The sequence below is a fragment of the Lachnoanaerobaculum umeaense genome (assembly GCF_003589745.1).
Lineage (GTDB): Bacteria > Bacillota > Clostridia > Lachnospirales > Lachnospiraceae > Lachnoanaerobaculum > Lachnoanaerobaculum umeaense.
Map to the genome: position 1 here is coordinate 606,813 of NZ_CP032364.1, position 19,356 is coordinate 626,168.

The window sequence follows — 19,356 nt, forward strand, 5'->3', positions numbered from 1 at the left end:
TTTTATGGAGAATTTTAGAATATGAGAGCTACTTTAGATAAACAATATAAGGAGATGACTGAGACTTCGATTGAGAAGCTTATTTTAAAGTTGAGTATTCCCACCATTATAAGTATGCTGGTTACAAATATCTACAATATGGCAGATACCTTTTTTGTAGGAAAGCTTGGAACCAGTGCTTCTGCAGCTATAGGTATAGTTTTCTCTCTAATGACTATAAACCAGGCGGTAGGATTTATGTGTGGACATGGAAGCGGCTCTAACATATCAAGAAAACTTGGCAATAAGCAGCCTAATGAAGCGATAAAATTCGCTTCGACCGGGTTTTTCATGTCATTATTTTTAGGTGTTGTTATAATGATTTTTGGTATTATATTTATGGAACCTTTTCTTAGAATAATGGGTAGTACAGATACTATAATGCCATATGCCAGAGACTACGCAATATGCATACTGTTATCAGCACCTTTTATGACCGGAAGTTGTGTACTGAATAATGTGCTCAGATATGAGGGCAGGGCTGCTCTTGCAATGGTGGGACTTACTCTGGGAGGAGTACTCAATATTATAGGGGATCCTATTTTTATATTTGTATTTAATTTTGGAACTTTGGGTGCAGGCATATCAACCGCAATTTCTCAGATTATCAGTTTTTTTGTCTTATTGTTTATGTTTGGAGGAGATAGAACTGTATCTAAACTTAGAATTTCTGCAGTTTCAAAGGACATTAAGGATATTATAAATATACTGGAAACCGGTGTGCCAAGCCTCATTAGACAGGGCATGATGAGTGTGTCAACAATGGTATTAAACTATATGTCAATGCCATATGGTGATGCAGCTATTGCTGCAATGAGTATAGTAAGTAGAGTTACAAATTTTATTTTTGCCATAGCCCTTGGTATATCACAAGGATTTCAGCCGGTTTCAGCTTTTAACTATGGTGCAAAAAAATTTAAGAGGGTAAAGAGGGCGTTTGTATTTTGCTGTAGTATCAGTATGTTTATAATAGGAGTACTTAGTATACTTTCATTATTATTTTCAGGTCATATAATAGGACAATTTAGAGATGATGCAGATGTTATAAGAATTGGAACTTTTGCTTTGAGAGCACAATGTGCAGTTTTATTTATATCACCTATTACTTTGGCGGCGAGTATGATGTTTCAGGGGGCAGGAGAGAATCTGTACGCATCCATAGCATCTTTTTTGAGAAGTGGTATTACATTTGTTCCAATAGTTATGATTTTACCTAAATTTCTTGGTATTTATGGAATACAGTTGGCACAGCCCCTAGCTGATGTAATATCATTTGTAATAGTAATACCATTGATATTTAATTTCTTTAAAAGGATAGAAAAATAAAAAGGGGATATCGCAAATGCGATATCCTTATTTTTATTCCCCAGGTCCTACAAGTATAGGCGCAACCGGACCATCAGGACCCTCAGTGGATATTGATGTTCCAGGACCTGCCGGAGATGAATTATTCTTTGGCATATTTACTCCGGGTCCGTGTAAAATATCCGAGTCTTCATCAGCTGATGTAGGTGGGGATGTTTTGATAGCAGGAGCAGTGGTTTCAGCTTGTGATGTCTCTGAAGTTTGCTTCTTAGTTTTACCGTTTTTTTGATTGGGTTTAGTTGGTGGAACGCCGACACTATCTCCAGGTGCTACCCCTACAGAAACATTATTGTTTTGATTAGGGAAGACAACCGGATGGTTAGTGTTTGACTTAGGTGCTAATCCAACACCGGCATCATTATTTTCATCTAATGTAGGAGCGTCAGAATTAAATGTACCTCCACCATGTATTGTACAGGTAGCACTTGGAGCGGCATATTGTGAATCATCAGTATCGGATTGCCCACTTGGGACTATAAGTGCAACCTTTGTTGTCGTAGGACAGTTTGGTGTAGGTAATAGTCCGCTGTCTCTACAAACGGTAACTGTGGTATGGTGATCACAGACTTCTGTAGGTACCGTTCCCTTTGCAAAGTACTCGGTATATGTAGCATCACCACGAGGATCATGGTCACATACTCCGGCGATAGGAAGCTTTCCGGATTTTCTACATACTACTGCAGCTTCTACAGAATCAGGAACAGGGAAACCTATATCTTCGGAACCTTCGGAAACTTTGGTCATTATCTTTCGCCAAATATCCTTGTGGAAACTTGTGCCTCCATTATCAGTCAGTGGTTGATTTTCATCACAGCCTGCCCAGACACCGGCAGTATAATATGGTGTAAATCCTACAAACCAGACATCTATACTTTTTGAGGTAGTACCTGACTTTCCGGCAACACTCATATTGTCAAGATGTGCTCGGGTAGATGTAGAGTTTACACTTATACCACTACTTGCAAACTTTCTATTATTCTCTGTAGATGCCGCCATAGCATCTGTAAGAAGGAATGCTGTAGAATCCTTTATAACTCTATGATTTTGCAAAGAGGTATTGTCAAGTAGTGTTTTACCATTGTGGTCTACTATCTTTGTGAAGAAAACCGGCTTTGTATATACACCCTGATTTGCAATTGTAGCAAAGGCACCTGTAAGTTCGAGGTTTGTAACTCCCTTTGTTAGACCTCCAAGTGCAAGCGAAGCATTGTAATCTTGATCTGTAAGTGTGGTTATACCAAAGTCAGTAGCATATTGTACTCCAACTCTCGGTGTTACAGTCTCCATAAGAGTTTTAAGTGCAACTATATTCATAGAGTATATAATACCATCACGAATACTTGACCATCCCAAATAACCTTGTTTTTCATACCAGTTTTGGAAAGTCTTGTCTCCTATCGAATACTCAGCATCATAATATGTTGTTGCTAAGGTATCTCCACTTGTATCAAGTGCAGGTGCAAAGGCTGATATTACCTTAAATGTGGAACCGGGCTGTCTTGTGGTATCGGTGGCTCTATTTAGTGAAAGAGAAGATGTTTTCTCACCTCTACCACCACTTATTGCCTTTACAGCCCCTGTTTTTTGATCCATAAGTACAAAGGACACCTGAGGCTCTAAAATAGTTTTTACGCTTTCACCAACTATAGTGTCACCGTCCTTTACGACACTAGCTTTATAGCTTTCAGCATCAGCTCTTGCAGCCTCTTCACTTTGATACAGTCCGTTGAATCCGTCTCTTAGTACTTCAGTATGGTATTTGTTTATATCTTTCTCAGAGTAATTATGTGTGTTCTTTTCACTATCGGTTACTGTGAGTCGATACTCTAGAGAATACTTTGTATCAGGATAGTTTTCAGGGTTGTTTACCTCACTGTCAACTATTTGTTGCAAGGATGGATCTTGAGTGGTATATATGGACAGTCCACCACTATATAATAGATTATGGGCCTGTGTTTCTGTATAGCCAAGCTCATTTATAAAGGTGGAAGTAACCTGTGAGATTAAAGCATCTGTAAAATAACTGTATGGACTGTTTTTTTCTTTTGTGAGTGTATTTACATTTTGAATTCTTGAATACACATCATCTGCAAGAGCCTCTTCCTGTTGAGCTTTTGTTATATAACCTTGTTCATACATATACTGAAGGATTATTTTTCTTCTTTCAGCATTGGCTTCTTGTCCGGTAATAGGATTATATTTGGTAGGTCCCTTTGTTATACCTGCTATTACAGTAGCTTCAGATAGGGTAAGGTCTGAAACATCTTTACCAAAATATCTTCTTGCAGCTACCTTTACACCTAGTGAATTACTTCCAAGATTGATAGTATTCAAATAATTAGTAAGGATAAGCTTTTTATCCATTTGTTTTTCAAGTTTTACTGCCAGATACATCTCCTGTATCTTTCTTTCTACTTTTTCACCGAAACTTCTTTCTCTACCACCGTTAAATACATTATTTTTTATAAGCTGCTGTGTAATTGTAGAACCACCACCTGATGAGCTGTTTCCTGTTACTACGCCGGTAACAGCCCTAAGTATCGCTCTGGTATCTATACCATTATGCTTCCAAAATCTTGAATCCTCTATTGCTACAAATGCATCAATAAGTACCTGGGGTAATTCATCATAAGTAGCTTCTTCACGATTTGAGCCTGCCATTACCAGAGTATCGGTAACCTGGCCGGAAGCGTTGTAAACAGTTGTGGCATATCCAAGTGGAATAATACTGTCTACATCCACATCAGGAGCATTGTCAATAATACCCTTTATCATGCCAATACCCATAGCAGTTCCAAGGATTGCTATAACAAAGAGTGAAAGAAAAAATGTCTTTACAGCCTTGAAAATGGCTTTATTAATATATTTCTTTTTCTTTGAACCGGAGGATTTAGCACTCTTTTCAGGAATTCTATTTTCATTCTCTTTATTCATGATTTTTCCTTTTCAAAATAAACTTAAGAGCTTAAGCCCTCAAAATTGATTATACATCATTAATATAATATAGACTATCAGCTTTAATAATCAATCCTTATTTTTTATAAATTTTTATTAATAAGAGAAAAAAGGTACCCGGTATGTGGATACCCTTTATGTATTTTATTGTTTTGACTTTATCATAGAACGCTTTCTAAGTGTAGGATCAAGTATTTTCTTTCTGATACGAAGATTTTCAGGAGTAACTTCTAAAAGCTCATCTGTATCAATAAATTCCAAAGACTCTTCAAGACTCATTACTTTTGGTGTAACCAGTCTCAGTGCCTCATCAGCACTTGATGATCTGGTGTTTGTAAGTTTCTTCGTCTTGCAGACATTGATTTCTACATCTTCTGCCTTACCGTTCTTACCGATAACCATACCGGCATAAACCTTTTCACCTGCTCCTATAAAGAGAGTGCCACGCTCCTGTGCATTGAAAAGTCCATAAGTAATGGATTCACCACTTTCAAATGCAATAAGAGAGCCTGTTTTTCTATAGAACATATCACCCTTATATGGTGCATAACCGTCAAACTCTGTATTTAGTATGCCATTTCCTTTGGTATCAGTCATAAATTCTCCTCTATAGCCTATAAGACCACGAGATGGAATAAGGAACTGAAGTCTTGTGTATCCGCCATGTGTAGGGCTCATTCCTTGAAGTTCACCTTTTCTTGAAGTAAGCTTTTGGATAACTGCTCCGGAAAATTCATCAGGAACATCTACAAATGCAAGCTCCATTGGCTCCTGCTTTTGATTTCTTTCATCATAGCGATAGATAACTTCTGCCTTACTTACAGCAAATTCAAATCCTTCTCTTCTCATATTTTCTATAAGAACTGAAAGATGTAATTCACCTCTACCGGATACTTTAAAACAGTCAGGTGAATCGGTTTCTTCTATCCTAATACTTACATCTGTATTAAGCTCTCTAAAGAGTCTTTCACGCAAATGTCTTGAAGTAATGTACTTTCCTTCTCTTCCTGCAAGAGGAGAGTCATTTACCATAAAGTTCATAGATATGGTAGGTTCTGAAATCTTTTGGAATGGAATTGCCTCAGGATTTTCAACAGATGTCAAAGTATCTCCGATGTGGATATCCGGAATACCTGAGATAGCTACTATAGAACCTATTCTTGCTTCATTAACTTCTACTCTGTTAAGTCCTTCATATTCGTAAAGCTTTCCTATTTTCACTTTTTTCATTTTATCAGGGTCGTGGTGATTAACTAAGGCAACTTCCTGGTTTACCTTGATTACACCATTGTCCACTTTACCTACTCCGATTCTTCCAACATATTCATTGTAGTCAATAGTACTTATAAGTACTTGAGGATCGGCTTCCTCATCACCTTCAGGTGCCGGTATATGCTTAATAATGGTTTCAAATAGAGGTTTCATATCTTCATTTGTATCATTAACACTGTATCTTGCCCAACCGCTTCTTGCACTTGCAAACAGGAATGGACAGTCAAGCTGATGCTCGTTTGCATCAAGGTCAAGTAAAAGCTCGAGGATCTCATCAACAACCTCCTCAGGTCTTGCTTCTTCTCTGTCACATTTATTGATAAGGCAAAGTACTTCAAGGTCAAGCTCAAGAGCTTTTCTTAGAACGAACTTTGTCTGAGGCATGGCTCCCTCATAGGCGTCTACTACCAAAACGACACCGTTTACCATCTTTAGAACACGCTCTACTTCACCACCGAAGTCGGCATGACCCGGTGTGTCTATGATATTAATCTTTGTATCACCATAATGTACAGCAGTATTTTTTGATAAAATGGTGATTCCTCTTTCTCTTTCTATATCATTAGAGTCCATTACTCTTTCTGCCACTTCCTGATTTGCTCTAAAAACACCGCTTTGTTTTAGTAGCTGGTCAACCAATGTAGTCTTACCATGGTCTACATGGGCGATAATGGCAATATTTCTTATATCTTCTCTTTTTGTTATCATATATTCTTCCTCATAAAAAATTACGAATACTTATTATAACACCATTTAATTTGATTTTCCATAGATAAAATTCGTGTTAATACTTGAAATAATTTTATAATTATGCTATATTAACTGTACTATGATAGATAATACAGTTAAAGGAGAAGCCAATGATTGTGATTGACAGTAGGGATAAGAGAGCAATCTATGAACAGGTGGTGGACAGGCTTTCAGATCTTATGCTTATCGGGGTACTGGCACCGGGAGATAAGCTTCCATCAGTAAGGAGCCTGGCTGTGGACCTCTCAATAAATCCTAATACAATACAGAAAGCATATATAGAGCTTGAGCGACAGGGCTATGTATATAGTGTTAAGGGTGTCGGCAGTTTTGTAGCGGAGTTGGATATTATAAGGAAAAATAAAAAGGATATTTTATATAAAGAATTGGAAGAACTTGTATCTAAATCTAAGAAACTGATAAGCAAAGAAGAGTTTTGTAAAAAAGTTGAAGAGTTTTATCTAAAGCAGGAGGCAAAGGTATGATAGAGGCTAAGAGTTTGAGCAAAAGCTTTGAAAATATCAGGGCACTTGATAATATCAATGCAAGTATAAGAGATGGAGATGTTTTTGGACTTATTGGAACAAATGGAGCAGGAAAAAGTACCTTCTTAAAAACACTTGCAGGAATACTAAAACCTGATAGTGGCGAGATACTTATTGATGGAGAGAAAGTTTTTGAGAACATTAATGCAAAAGAAAAGTTTTTCTATATATCCGATGATCAGTATTTTTTTGCAAATACTACTGGACGGGAGATGATAAAGTTTTATTCAGCCGGTTATAAAAACTTTGATGTAAAAAAATGTGAGGAACTTTTAAAAGCACTTGACCTGGATATAAATAGAAAAGTAAATACTTTTTCAAAGGGTATGAAAAAGCAACTTTGCATTGCAATTGGAGTGGCGTCAAACACGAGATATCTGCTCTGTGATGAAACATTTGACGGTTTAGATCCTGTTATGAGACAGGCAGTAAAAAGCCTCTTTGCAAAGGAAATGGATGAGAGAGGTCTTACACCCATTATCGCATCACATAATCTTAGAGAGCTTGAGGATATATGTGATCATGTGGGGCTTTTACATAAGGGTGGAATACTACTTTCAAAAGATGTATCAGATATGAAGTTGAATATTCATAAAGTTCAATGTGTATTTGACAATAATTTTGATATGGAGAAATTGAGAGCACTTGATATTATGCAGATGAAAAACAATGGTCGAGTATATAATATTACTATAAAGGGTAGCGAGGACGAAATAAGAGAGCAAATGGAGTCCTTTAATCCTGTATTTTATGAATTGATGGGCCTAAGCTTGGAAGAGATATTTATAAGTGAAACGGAGGTGCATGGTTATGACATCAAAAAGCTCATTTTTTAAATTGATGAAAGAGGATCTCAAGATAAGAATATGGACTCTAGCAATTAGTGTTCTTATATTTTTCTTTTCATTAATTGTAGCGACTGCTATGATGGTAAGCTTTAATCTGTATAATAGTGTATTATATGATGTTCCTTCAATGAGAGCGAAGGAGTTGGCAGCAACCTTTTTACTTTATATAGGCATCACAAATCCGCTTTTTTCATTTGTTTTTGTAGTATTAGCACTGGTTATGGCTTTGTCAGGATTTTCATATCTATATTCAAAGAAAAAGGTTGATTTGTATCACAGTCTACCTATAAAAAGAGAGATACTCTTTTTTGTGAAGATAATAAATGGAATACTTATAGCTATTGTACCTTTTATCATATGTGCAATTATTGCAGGATTGATGATTTTAGTAAATACTGCAAGTGCAAATATCATTTCAGGTGTTATTTTTGCAATTTTAGAGTGGATTGTATTATATATACTCAGCTACAGTGTTGTAGTACTTGCAATTATGCTGACCGGAAATATGCTAATAGGCTTTTTACTATGTGGATTTTTAAGCTTCTATTTTCCGGCACTCGCACTTATGATAAAGGGATATCAGAGTACATTCTTTTTAACCTATTATAGTTCAGGTCCTATAATAGATAAGTTTTTAATCAATTTTTCAAGCTTTATGATTATATTCAATATAGCCAAGCTTGATATTATTATTAAGATGATTATCTCAATAATAGCAAGCATGGTATTGATGTTTATAAATCTTTTCCTATATAAGAAAAGAGCTTCTGAAACAGCGGGTAAGAGCATAAGTTTTTGTATAATAAAATTGCCGGTGAAATTTATGATGGTAATCTTTATAAGTATGCTTATGTATTTGTTGGCTTATGGTGTAATGAATGACAGTATTGCTTGGGGCATATTCGGCTTGGCTGTAGGTGGAGTGATCACACATTGTATAATAGAAATAATATATAATCAGGACTTTAAAAAGATTTTTGCCGGTAAGATTCAAATGCTTATTTGTATAATTATTTCTCTTATCCTTGTGGCAATTTTTCAAATGGATATATTTGGATATGACTCTTATATACCGAGGGTAGGAGATATAAAGAGTGCAGCCGTAATATCTGAAGCTTTGGAGAGTAATGAATCGCAGTATTTTAATGAGATAATAATTTCTGAAAGCTATTATGATGGTAGTTTTGTGGATGTAGATTACGCAAGTGATAGAAGAATAGAAGAATTACTGTCAAAAAAAATGGATATTACTAATAAGGAAGCAGTTCTAGAGCTGGCAAAGAAAGGTGTATCTGAAACAGTCCCTAATTATATTTCATATGGGAATCCGGTAGAGGTATTGATTTCATATAAGCTAAAGTCAGGAAGAATCGTCAAACGAATGTATTATATAGACTATGAAGATATGATTTCAGAACTTTCAAATGTATATGCAGATGAGAGTTATAAAAAAAGTTGTTATCCAATACTTTCTAACGAAAGTAAGAACATAGTCAGTGTGGATTTTAACGGTATGATGAAAAATGACTCTCATATGGTATTTCATGATGACAAAATGAAGGAAAAGCTTGTAGAAACATATAAGAAAGAATTGCTTGAGTTTGATTATGAAACAAAATTAAAAAGTTATCCATTTGCATCTATAAGATTTAATGATGATTTTATGGAAGACGCTTTGAAAAACTATGCCGGATTTAATTATACAAATGACAGTACAAGTGCGACAAACTCTAAGTGGGATAATGTGTATGCAGATTCATTGGAGTCAGTAGGCTATTATCCAATATATCCGGAATTCAAAGAAACCTTGGCGGTATTAAAAGAAATGGGCGTTGAAGTTATTGAGAGATTTCCGTCATATTATGTGGAAAGCATAGATATATCCTATGTTGATTTAGAGAATGTGGAAGAAGAGGTTGTAACATACTCAAGTGAAATTGTCCAAAAGACGTACTATGATGTTAAGGATATAGAAGAAATTTTAGACAAGCTTGTCATTTGTGATAGCCCATATAAGGATAGTCTGAATGAAGACTGGAGATATACGGTAACGATTAACACCAAAGATCCGGTGTTCTCAGATTACAGCCAATATAATACATATACATTTAAAAAAGGGAATATACCTAGTATAATAAAATAGATTTTAGCTCAGAGCTTTGCTCTGAGCTAAAATCATATGTTTTAACAAAAAACAGTTATGGAATTTGGAATGAAATTTGTTATACTTTGAGAAGATAGATTTAAAAGTATTTGATTGGAGAAAAATATGGGTGGATTATTTAACTACGACAATCCGATATGGAGGTTTGTAGGTAGAATATGGGATTTGTTTATTTTAAATATACTTTGGATAGTATGTTCTATACCGATAGTGACTTTTGGAGCGTCAACTACGGCAATGTATTATTGTACATTGAAAATAGCAAGAGATCGTGACAGTGGAGGAATATTTTCAATGTTCTTTCATAGCTTTAAGGACAATATACTACAGTCAACTATTATATGGGTGATAATGGCGATTATAGGTGGAATATTGTTTTTTGATATAAGATTTTTTAGCGTCTATGCTCCTATTAACAATACTGTTATAAAAATGATAGTATTTACCATTACATGCTTTTTGATAATGTTGTGGATGTTTATTTTTTTATATGTATTTCCAATACAGGCAAAGTTTATAAATCCTATAAAACAGACATTTAAGCTGGCTCTTTTTATGTCTGTAAAGCATCTTGTAAGAACCGTAATTATGTTGGCAGGCAGTATAATGATACTGGTAGCGGTATATTTTTTAATAATCAGGATGCCGGGAGTGATGTCAATGTTGGTACTTATACTTGGGTCAGGTATATCATTATTTCAAGCCAGCCAATTTAATATGATATTTGATACATATATTAGTAATGATAATGAATAGAAAATATATTGTACGAATTTTTAGACATTATGTTATTTTTTTAACTTTTCTTAATGCTTGTATTGTTGCTTTTTTTTTACTATACTATTACATATATGAGCTTCTAAGAGCTTTTTATGTGTAAAGAAGCACAAAATATAAATTTTAGCGATATGCTGTATAATGGAAAGGGATATATCATATGTTAATGATCGATCAATTAAAAGAAAGAGCAAGGAAGAATAAGAAAACCATAATTTTGCCTGAGTCAATGGATAAGAGAATATTTCAGGCCGCAGAGATTATTTTAAAAGATGGTTTGGCAGACCTAATAATTATAGGTACACCACAGGAAGTGGAGGAGAATTCTAAGGGCTGTGATATCACAGGAGCAACTATAATCGATCCGAATACTTATGAGAAGACTAAAGAATACGAGGACCTCTTTGTAGAAATTAGAAAGTCAAAGGGACTTACTCATGAAGAAGCAAGAAAACAATTATTAAGTGATTATACTACTTTTGGATGTCTTATGTTAAAAGCCGGTGACGCAGACGGACTAGTTAGTGGTGCTTGTCATTCTACAGCAGACACACTTAGACCTGCACTACAGATAATTAGAACAAAGCCGGGTACAAGGCTTGTTTCAGGATTCTTTGTAGTAGAAGTACCGGGAAGTGAGTTTGGAGAGAATGGTGTATTTGTATTTGCAGACTGTTCAATTGAGCAAAATCCGGATCCTGAAAAGCTTGCACATATTGCTATTTCATCAGCAGAAAGCTTTAAGTTTATTGTAGGAGGAGTGCCAAGGGTTGCAATGCTCAGCCACTCATCAAAAGGAAGTGCAAAGCACCCTGATGTAACAAAGGTAGTAGAAGCTACAAAAATAGCACAGCAATTAGCACCGAATCTTTATATAGACGGAGAGCTTCAGTTGGATGCAGCTTTAGTGCCTGAGATAGGAGCAAGTAAGGCTCCGGGTTCAGATGTAGCAGGACAGGCAAATGTGCTTGTATTCCCAGATCTGGATGCGGCAAATATTGGTTACAAGCTTGTTCAAAGACTTGCAAAGGCAAATGCATATGGACCAATGTGTCAAGGTATTGCAAAACCGGTAAATGATCTTTCAAGAGGATGTTCTTATAAAGATATAGTAGGTGTGGTGGCAATTACAGCAATTCAGGCTGCGGGAGAAGACAATTAATTTAAACATTTTGAGAGGAGTTTCTTTATGAAAAACGTATTGGTTATAAATTGTGGCAGTTCATCATTAAAGTATCAGCTTATTAATATGGAGAATGAAGAGGCCTTGGCAAAGGGATTATTTGAGAGAATAGCAATTCCCGGATCAAAGCTTACACATGAGCCTATCGGAAGAGAGAAGTTCAAGATTGAAAAGGATGTAAAGAATCATACAGAGGCTATTGCTTTGGTGCTGGAGGCTCTTACAGATAAGGATCATGGTGTAATAAAGGATGCAAGCGAGATCTACGCTATTGGACACAGAGTAGTGCAGGGTGGAGTAAAGTACCCTGAGTCTGTAGTTATTACAGATGAGGTAAAGAAAGAAATCGAGAAATTCTCAGACCTTGCTCCGCTTCACAATCCGGCAAACCTTATGGGTATTGAAGCTGTAGAGAAGGCAATGCCCGGTGTTCCTAATGTAGCTGCATTTGATACATCATTTGGTATTAGCATGCCGGAGAAGGCATATAAGTATGCTATTCCAAATGAGTATTATGAGAATTATCATATCAGAAGATACGGATTCCACGGTACAAGCCATATGTATGTAGCACAGGAGGCGATCAAATTTGCAGGTCTTGACAAGGATACAGCAAGAGTTATCGTATGTCACCTTGGAAACGGTGCATCAATTTCAGCATCTATAGGTGGTAAGTGCGTAGATTCATCAATGGGTCTTACACCACTTGAGGGTCTTATCATGGGTACAAGATCAGGAGATATCGATCCGGCTATAGTACAGTATATCTGTAACAAAGAGAATAAGAGTGTGGATGAGGTACTTGATATACTTAATAAGAAGTCAGGTGTTCTTGGAATGAGTGGCGGTGTATCATCAGATTTTAGAGATATCGAGAATGCTGAGGCTGACGGCAACAATCTTGCAAAAGTTGCACTTGAGGCATTTAGATACAGAATTATAAAGTATGTAGGTGCGTATGTAGCTGTTATGGGTGGAGTTGATGCTCTCTGCTTTACTGCAGGTGTTGGAGAGAATGATAAGATTACAAGACAGATAGTTGGAAATGCATTGGGATTCCTTGGTGCAAAGGTTGATGATGAAGTAAACAATGTTCGTGGTAAGAGAACTATGATTTCAACTCCTGATTCAAAGGTAAAGATTATGTTGATGCCTACAAATGAGGAGTTGGCTATAGCAAGAGATACTTATAGACTGACTAAAAAATAATATGTCAAGCATAAATGATTATGTCCCAAAATAATTAATTTATAAGCCCCCACAAAGGGGCTTTTATTATGCACTTTTTATGTCTTCTTCAATTCTGTGTGGCTGTGAGTGTGCGAATTTATTAAAGGCATCCAATCTCCAAGGATGGTTCATTGGAGGTATATAAGGCTTTCTAGGCTTTGGCTGTTTGTAGTCAGCGTCCAAGTCCTTAGATTTATGCTCATGAGCCGGTATTTCTTCTAGTGCATAAATATCTTTGTCATTTACGCACACAAACATAGACTTATCAAATGCCTTGATAAGCATAACCTTGGTACCTTTTCGATAATGGGTCTGCAATCCTTTATTATCTATCATCTTATAAAATTTCTTCTCGAATTGAATCGCATGTCCGGCATCAACAGTTCTCTCAGTTAAAACCGCCAAAGTAAGATTTATTTTTTCTTTAGATGGTTGCGTTTCAAAGACAGATTTGATACCATAAAGTGGAAGTGCGAACTTCTCATTGAATTCTTTTATGTAGTGGTAAATGAATTCATTGGCTTTATGGATATCGGTTACGCCTGCGAGTCTAAACTCAATAGGCAGGCGTGACTGTAAAGTCTGATTCAATCGTTCTATACGTCCTTTAGCCTGTGGTACGCTGCTTGATTCAAGCTGTGTGCCAAGTTGCTTACAGGCGTATGCAAACTGTGTATAGGTGTCTTTGTCGTCAGATAAGGCACCTTTTTTCTTGTAAGTAAATACAGTTCGTTTATCAGTAAGAAACTTATAAGGAATACCATAATCAGTAAGAATCTGCTCAAATACATGGTAGTATCCATTAAGAGTCTCCTGAGTGTCAAACCAGGCACCTGTGACAACACCTGAGGCATCATCAATAGCCAAATGTAGATGCCATATCTGCCCCGGCACCCATTCATAAGGGGTAGCATCCATCTGAAGCAATTCACCAAAATAAGCACATCTTGGACGACGACTGTGAGCATCTTCAACTGCTACTAAGTTAGCTTGTATCTGTGATAATTCCCTTTTTGATGTTGCAGCTTCCTTCTTAGCTCTGAGAGTTTGCTTAATGCGTCTACGCTTAGCTTTTGTAGCCTTTGGAGATAGAATGTACTCTGACTCCAAAATACTCATTACAGAGGAAGAAGAGATGCTTATGCCTTCATGCTTTTTTAGAAGCTCTGTATAGTGTTCAAAGTTAGCCTCGTAGTATTTAGTTCTGTATAGATCAAGAACCTGACTTCTGATATCAGGACAGATAGTGGTAGCCGGCTTTTTGCCTCTGTTACCATGAATAAAGAATGCCTTACCATATTTAATATAACCCTGTATCATACGGTTTATATGCCTTTTGGTGCATCCTAGGATAAGAGCGGCTCTATCCTTATTGGCTGTATCTGGGTGATCCACCAGACCTTTGATAACATCATACTTTCTTTGTTCATCCATTGATAAAATAACCTTTCTGATAAGTCAGTTCCTCCTAGTGTTAGAATATACAAAATAGTATTCTACCATAAGTGGGACATTTTTATTTGTGGTATACTAGGACTTTATCATTTATGGCTTATAATACTTATAGACTGACTAAAAAATAATATTGACAAGTAAAACCTTTGCTATTATAATTATTAAAGTTTTGTGACTCGAGATAAGGAGGTGAAAGAATGTCAATTTGTCCAAAGAATAAAACATCTCGTGGTAGAAGAGATAAGAGAAGAGCTAACTGGAAGATGTCAGCTACAAGTCTTGTAAAATGTCCAAAGTGTGGAGAGTTAATGCTTCCTCATAGAGTTTGTAAGGCATGTGGTTCATATAACAAGCGTGAAATAGTAACAGTAGACTAATAGCTTTACTGATTAGAATAACAGGGTTGCCACTTGGTGGTGACCCTGTTGTTCTATTATATATATATATATTACAAAAATATATATAATAGAAATTAAATTTAGTAGATGCTTTGATTTTACAATCCTTGTAGCGTTTAGCTGTGCGCAAAAGCGAGACAGGATTCAGCTGCCGAGGACTTGTTTGAGTGCAGTTCGCTGTTTTTCAAGCGAACAAACGAGTTCCGCAGGCTGCGTAAAATCCTGCGAAGCTTTTAAGCATAGCTGCGTTTAGGATTGGAAAATCAAAATTCTACTTATATTAGGGAGTAATTATATGAAGTGGGAGAAGTATACTCTTATTACAAAAACTGATGTAGTAGATATTATAAGTGCATCATTAGGGGATATAGGTGTAGAGGGTATTGAGATAGAAGATAATGTACCTTTGAGTCCTGAAGAAACAAAAGGAATGTTTATAGACTTTTTGCCGGAGTTACCGGAGGATGAGGGTATTGCAAAAGTAAGCTTTTACCTGGATTCCGAGGCTGACAATACAAAGCTTATGGAAGATATCAAGGCTACATTGGAGGAACTTAAGGAGTTTTGCGATATCGGTGACGGTGTGCTTATAAAGTCAGAGACAGAGGACAAAAACTGGATAAACAACTGGAAACAGTATTTTAAGCCTTTCTTTGTGGGTGATATCCTTATAAAACCCACTTGGGAAGAGATACCTGAAGATGTAAAATATAAGACCTTGATACAGATAGATCCAGGGACAGCATTCGGTACAGGAGCACATGAGACCACCAAGCTATGTATATTGGCATTGGAAAAGTATCTTAGGACAAAGCCTGAAGCTAAAGTACTTGATGTAGGTACGGGAAGCGGAATCTTGGGAATTGCGGCACTTAAGCTTGGAGCTGAATGTGTTTTTGGAACGGATCTGGATGAGATGGCGCTTGATGCGGTTATGGAAAATATGATCAGTAATGAAATAGGAATGACTGAGTTTGTAGCGGTATGTGGAAATATTATAGGTGATAAGGATGTAATGGACCTGGCAGGCTATGAGAAGTTTGATATAGTTACTGCAAATATTCTTGCACCGGTTATTATAGAGCTTATAAAGACCGTAGCTGTCCATATGAGAAAAGGTGGTATATTTATTACATCCGGCATCATAGATACAAAAGAAGCAGATGTAGTACTTGCCTTTAAAAAGAGTGAGGATTTTGAAATACTTGAAATAAATCACCTTGGAGAATGGGTAAGTATAGTGGCAAAAAAGAGGGAATAAATGTATCATTTTTTTGTGGGTGAAGAACAGATAAGCGGTGAAAATGCATATATAGAAGGTAGTGATGTCAAACATATAGTAAATGTCCTGAGAATGAAGACAGGTGAAAAACTGCTTATAAGTGTCAAAGGAGATTGGGATTATCTTTGTAAAATAGTTGATATAGAAACTGACAGGGTAAACCTTAAAGTGCTTGAGAGCATGGAACAAAGAGAATTGCCTGTAAATATTACTTTGCTTCAGGGGATTCCAAAATCTGACAAGCTGGAAATGATAATACAAAAGGCTGTTGAGCTTGGTGTAAGTGAGATAATACCTGTAAAGACCAAGAGAGTTGTAGTTAAGATAGAAGAAAAGAAATTATCTGCCAAGTTAAATAGATGGAATGCTATTGCGGAGAGTGCAGCAAAGCAATCAAAGAGAAGTATTATACCGAAAATATTAGAACCACAGTCAATAGATAATGCACTTGAAATTGTAAAGGATTTTGATGTAAAATTAATACCCTATGAGAATGCAGACAGTATAGAGAAGACAAGAAGAATACTTGACAATATGGATAAAACAGGAAATATATCGGTTTTTATAGGTCCTGAGGGAGGCTTTGAAGAAGATGAAGTAAAAAAAGCAATAGACTTAGGTTTTGAAGTGATCACTTTGGGAAAGAGAATCTTAAGGACGGAGACTGCAGGACTTGCATTACTCAGCAATATAATGATCAGATTGGAAGAAGAATAGATGGAAGTATATTTTGACAATTCTGCCTCTACAAAAGTAAGTGAAAAAGCTATAGATATTATGCTAAAGACTATGAGAGATGACTACGCAAACACAAGTGCAAAGCATATAAAAGGTGTGGATGCAGAGAGTTATGTAAAGGATGCAACAGATATTATAGCCAAGACTCTAAAGGTAAAAAAGGGTGAGATAATATTTACTTCAGGTGGTACGGAATCCAATAATATGGCTCTTATTGGTGGAGCTATGAGCAAGAAAAGATTTGGAAAACATATAATAATATCAGGAATTGAACATCCTGCTGTATATAGACCGGCTGAATTTTTAATGGAACAAGGCTTTGATGTTTCAGTACTCTCGGTAAATAGGGAAGGACAAGTAGATCTTGAGGTATTGAAATCCACTCTGAGAGATGATACTATTTTGGTTTCAGTGATGTATGTAAACAATGAGATGGGGGCTATAGAACCTGTTGAAGAAATATCAAGGATTATAAAGTCTAAGAATAAGGATATATTGTTCCATGTAGATGCGATACAGGCTTATACCAAGCTTAGAATCACTCCAAAATCTCAAGGTATAGATATGCTTTCAGCCTCAGGACATAAGTTTCATGGACCTAAGGGAGTAGGGTTTTTATACATTGACAGTAGTGTAAAAATCAATCCTATTATCTTTGGAGGAGGACATCAAAGAGGAATGAGAAGTGGCACTATAAATACTACCGGCATAGCCGGAATGGGAGTTGCTGCTAAAGAAGCTTATGAAAATTTTGATGAAAGAATAAATAAAATAAGAGATTTGAAATATTATCTGATGGATGAACTTGAAAAAATAGAAGGTACTGTTTTAAATACCGGCAGAGGTGAAAATTTTGCACCTCAAATAATCAGTGTATCTTTTGAAGATATTCGTGCTGAAGTCCTATTACATGCATTGGAAGACAGGGGAGTTTATGTATCAAGTGGTTCAGCCTGTTCTTCAAATCATCCGGGAATATCAGGTACGTTGAAAGCTATAGGCGTGAGAGAGGATTTACTTGATGCAACTATAAGAGTGTCGCTATCGGAGCTTAACAGTATGGAAGAGGCTGATTATTTCTTGAAAAATTTAAAGGAACTTTTGCCGCTTCTTAGAAAGTTTGTGAGGAAATAATGAAGTATAAATCATTTTTAATTAAATATGGTGAGATTGGTGTAAAGGGCAAAAACAGATATATGTTTGAAGATGCCTTGATGAAGCAGATAAGAACTGCTCTAAAGGAGGTATACGGAAAGTTTAGTGTATCTAAGGAACTTGGAAGAATCTATGTAGATATGGATGGAGAATATGACTATGATGAGGCCATATACAGACTTAGTAAGGTCTTTGGGATAGTCGGTATTTGCCCAATGGTAAGAATAGAATCAAAGGATTATGAAAACCTTAAATTAAAGGTAGTAGAATATGTGGATGCAGTATATTCTGACAAGAATTTCACTTTCAAGATAGATACAAGAAGAGCTGACAAGAACTTTCCGGGAACATCAGAGAGCATCAATGCAGAGCTTGGAGAGGTGATTTTAAATGCATTTCCCAAGATGAAGGTAAATGTAAGAAAGCCTGATGTACTTATAAAAGTAGAGATAAGAACATATATAAATATATATTCAGTAGAAATACCGGGACCGGGCGGAATGCCTATAGGTACAAACGGAAGTGCTATGCTCCTTCTTTCAGGCGGTATAGATTCACCTGTTGCGGGATATATGATTGCCAAAAGAGGAGTAAGAGTGGAGGCTGTATATTTCCACGCACCACCTTATACATCTGAAAGAGCTAAGAGAAAAGTTATAGAGCTTGCAGAGTTGGTTTCAAAATATACCGGTCCTGTAAATTTACATATAATCAACTTTACAGATATACAGCTTGCAATATATGAGAAATGTCCACATGATGAGCTTACAATTATCATGAGAAGATATATGATGAAGATAGCTGAAAGAATTGCAATAGAAAATGGTGATCAGGCACTTATTACAGGTGAGAGTATAGGGCAGGTGGCTTCTCAGACGATACAGTCTTTGCTTACCACAGATGCTGCAGCCTCTTTGCCTGTATTTAGGCCTCTTATAGGCTTTGATAAGCAGGAAATAGTGGAGATTTCAGAGAAAATAGGTACTTATGAGACATCTATACAGCCTTATGAAGATTGCTGTACTATATTTGTGGCAAAGCATCCTGTAACTAAGCCGATTTTGGAAAATATTGAAAGGTCTGAAGAAAATCTTGAAGGAATTATAGAAGAACTTTTAGAAAAGGCCGTGGAAACAAAAGAAAGAATTTTAGTAAAAGCATAAAATAAAAAAGTCTGGCAGGAAAATCTGTCAGACTTAA

The 19,356-nt window shown here is 36.2% G+C and carries 15 protein-coding genes; 12 read left to right on the plus strand and 3 right to left on the minus strand.

Going from position 1 to position 19,356, the window contains the following annotated elements; translation table 11 throughout:
• Window positions 1-21: 21 nt before the first annotated feature.
• Window positions 22-1,365, plus strand: a complete 1,344-nt coding sequence (locus D4A81_RS02600) for an MATE family efflux transporter (protein ID WP_111525753.1) — start codon at window positions 22-24, stop codon at window positions 1,363-1,365.
• 33 nt (window positions 1,366-1,398) lie between these two features.
• On the opposite strand, the gene D4A81_RS02605 is transcribed toward D4A81_RS02600, so the two are convergent.
• Together D4A81_RS02605 and typA are read right to left on the minus strand one after the other, a co-directional pair.
• A complete protein-coding gene (locus D4A81_RS02605; protein WP_111525752.1) occupies window positions 1,399-4,338 on the minus strand; it encodes a transglycosylase domain-containing protein in 2,940 nt (979 codons plus the stop codon).
• Between the two features lie 165 nt (window positions 4,339-4,503).
• Window positions 4,504-6,339, minus strand: coding sequence for a translational GTPase TypA (gene typA / locus D4A81_RS02610; RefSeq protein ID WP_111525751.1), 1,836 nt, complete (start codon window positions 6,337-6,339; stop codon window positions 4,504-4,506).
• A gap of 152 nt (window positions 6,340-6,491) precedes the next feature.
• Here typA and D4A81_RS02615 point away from each other — a divergent pair, with 152 nt between their 5' ends.
• From D4A81_RS02615 to D4A81_RS02640, 6 genes are all read left to right on the plus strand, one after another.
• Complete coding sequence (locus tag D4A81_RS02615) at window positions 6,492-6,866, plus strand: GntR family transcriptional regulator (RefSeq protein ID WP_111525750.1); 375 nt, start codon at window positions 6,492-6,494, stop codon at window positions 6,864-6,866.
• The gene (locus D4A81_RS02620) at window positions 6,863-7,762 is read left to right on the plus strand and encodes an ABC transporter ATP-binding protein (protein ID WP_111525749.1); all 900 of its coding nucleotides are present in this window, start codon (window positions 6,863-6,865) and stop codon (window positions 7,760-7,762) included. The genes D4A81_RS02615 and D4A81_RS02620 overlap by 4 nt, the downstream gene beginning before the upstream one ends.
• Window positions 7,737-9,917: a DUF6449 domain-containing protein gene (locus D4A81_RS02625; RefSeq protein ID WP_111525779.1), complete on the plus strand. Its 2,181-nt coding sequence runs from the start codon at window positions 7,737-7,739 to the stop codon at window positions 9,915-9,917. Before D4A81_RS02620 ends, D4A81_RS02625 begins: the two co-directional genes overlap by 26 nt.
• Window positions 9,918-10,043: 126 nt before the next feature.
• Window positions 10,044-10,694 (plus strand): YesL family protein, encoded by a 651-nt coding sequence (locus tag D4A81_RS02630; RefSeq protein ID WP_111525748.1) that lies wholly within the window; start codon window positions 10,044-10,046, stop codon window positions 10,692-10,694.
• Between the two features lie 181 nt (window positions 10,695-10,875).
• On the plus strand, window positions 10,876-11,877 hold the full coding sequence (pta, locus tag D4A81_RS02635; RefSeq protein ID WP_111525747.1) for a phosphate acetyltransferase: 1,002 nt from the start codon (window positions 10,876-10,878) through the stop codon (window positions 11,875-11,877).
• Between the two features lie 27 nt (window positions 11,878-11,904).
• Window positions 11,905-13,107 carry an acetate/propionate family kinase gene (locus D4A81_RS02640; protein ID WP_111525746.1) on the plus strand — a complete coding sequence of 401 codons (1,203 nt, stop codon included), beginning with the start codon at window positions 11,905-11,907 and terminating at the stop codon, window positions 13,105-13,107.
• A 66-nt stretch (window positions 13,108-13,173) separates the two neighbouring features.
• Here D4A81_RS02640 and D4A81_RS02645 read toward each other — a convergent pair whose 3' ends face one another.
• Window positions 13,174-14,562 carry an ISNCY family transposase gene (locus tag D4A81_RS02645; RefSeq protein WP_119808245.1) on the minus strand — a complete coding sequence of 463 codons (1,389 nt, stop codon included), beginning with the start codon at window positions 14,560-14,562 and terminating at the stop codon, window positions 13,174-13,176.
• A 218-nt stretch (window positions 14,563-14,780) separates the two neighbouring features.
• On the opposite strand from D4A81_RS02645, the gene rpmF reads away from it, so the two are divergent.
• From rpmF to thiI, 5 genes are all read left to right on the plus strand, one after another.
• A complete protein-coding gene (gene rpmF / locus D4A81_RS02650; RefSeq protein WP_007593730.1) occupies window positions 14,781-14,960 on the plus strand; it encodes a 50S ribosomal protein L32 in 180 nt (59 codons plus the stop codon).
• 316 nt (window positions 14,961-15,276) lie between these two features.
• Window positions 15,277-16,242, plus strand: coding sequence for a 50S ribosomal protein L11 methyltransferase (prmA, locus tag D4A81_RS02655; RefSeq protein ID WP_111525259.1), 966 nt, complete (start codon window positions 15,277-15,279; stop codon window positions 16,240-16,242).
• Window positions 16,243-16,980 (plus strand): 16S rRNA (uracil(1498)-N(3))-methyltransferase, encoded by a 738-nt coding sequence (locus tag D4A81_RS02660; RefSeq protein WP_111525258.1) that lies wholly within the window; start codon window positions 16,243-16,245, stop codon window positions 16,978-16,980. It begins immediately after the preceding gene.
• Complete coding sequence (locus D4A81_RS02665; protein WP_111525257.1) at window positions 16,981-18,135, plus strand: cysteine desulfurase family protein; 1,155 nt, start codon at window positions 16,981-16,983, stop codon at window positions 18,133-18,135.
• Complete coding sequence (gene thiI / locus D4A81_RS02670) at window positions 18,135-19,319, plus strand: tRNA uracil 4-sulfurtransferase ThiI (protein ID WP_111525256.1); 1,185 nt, start codon at window positions 18,135-18,137, stop codon at window positions 19,317-19,319. The genes D4A81_RS02665 and thiI overlap by 1 nt, the downstream gene beginning before the upstream one ends.
• The last annotated feature ends 37 nt before the right edge of the window (window positions 19,320-19,356 follow it).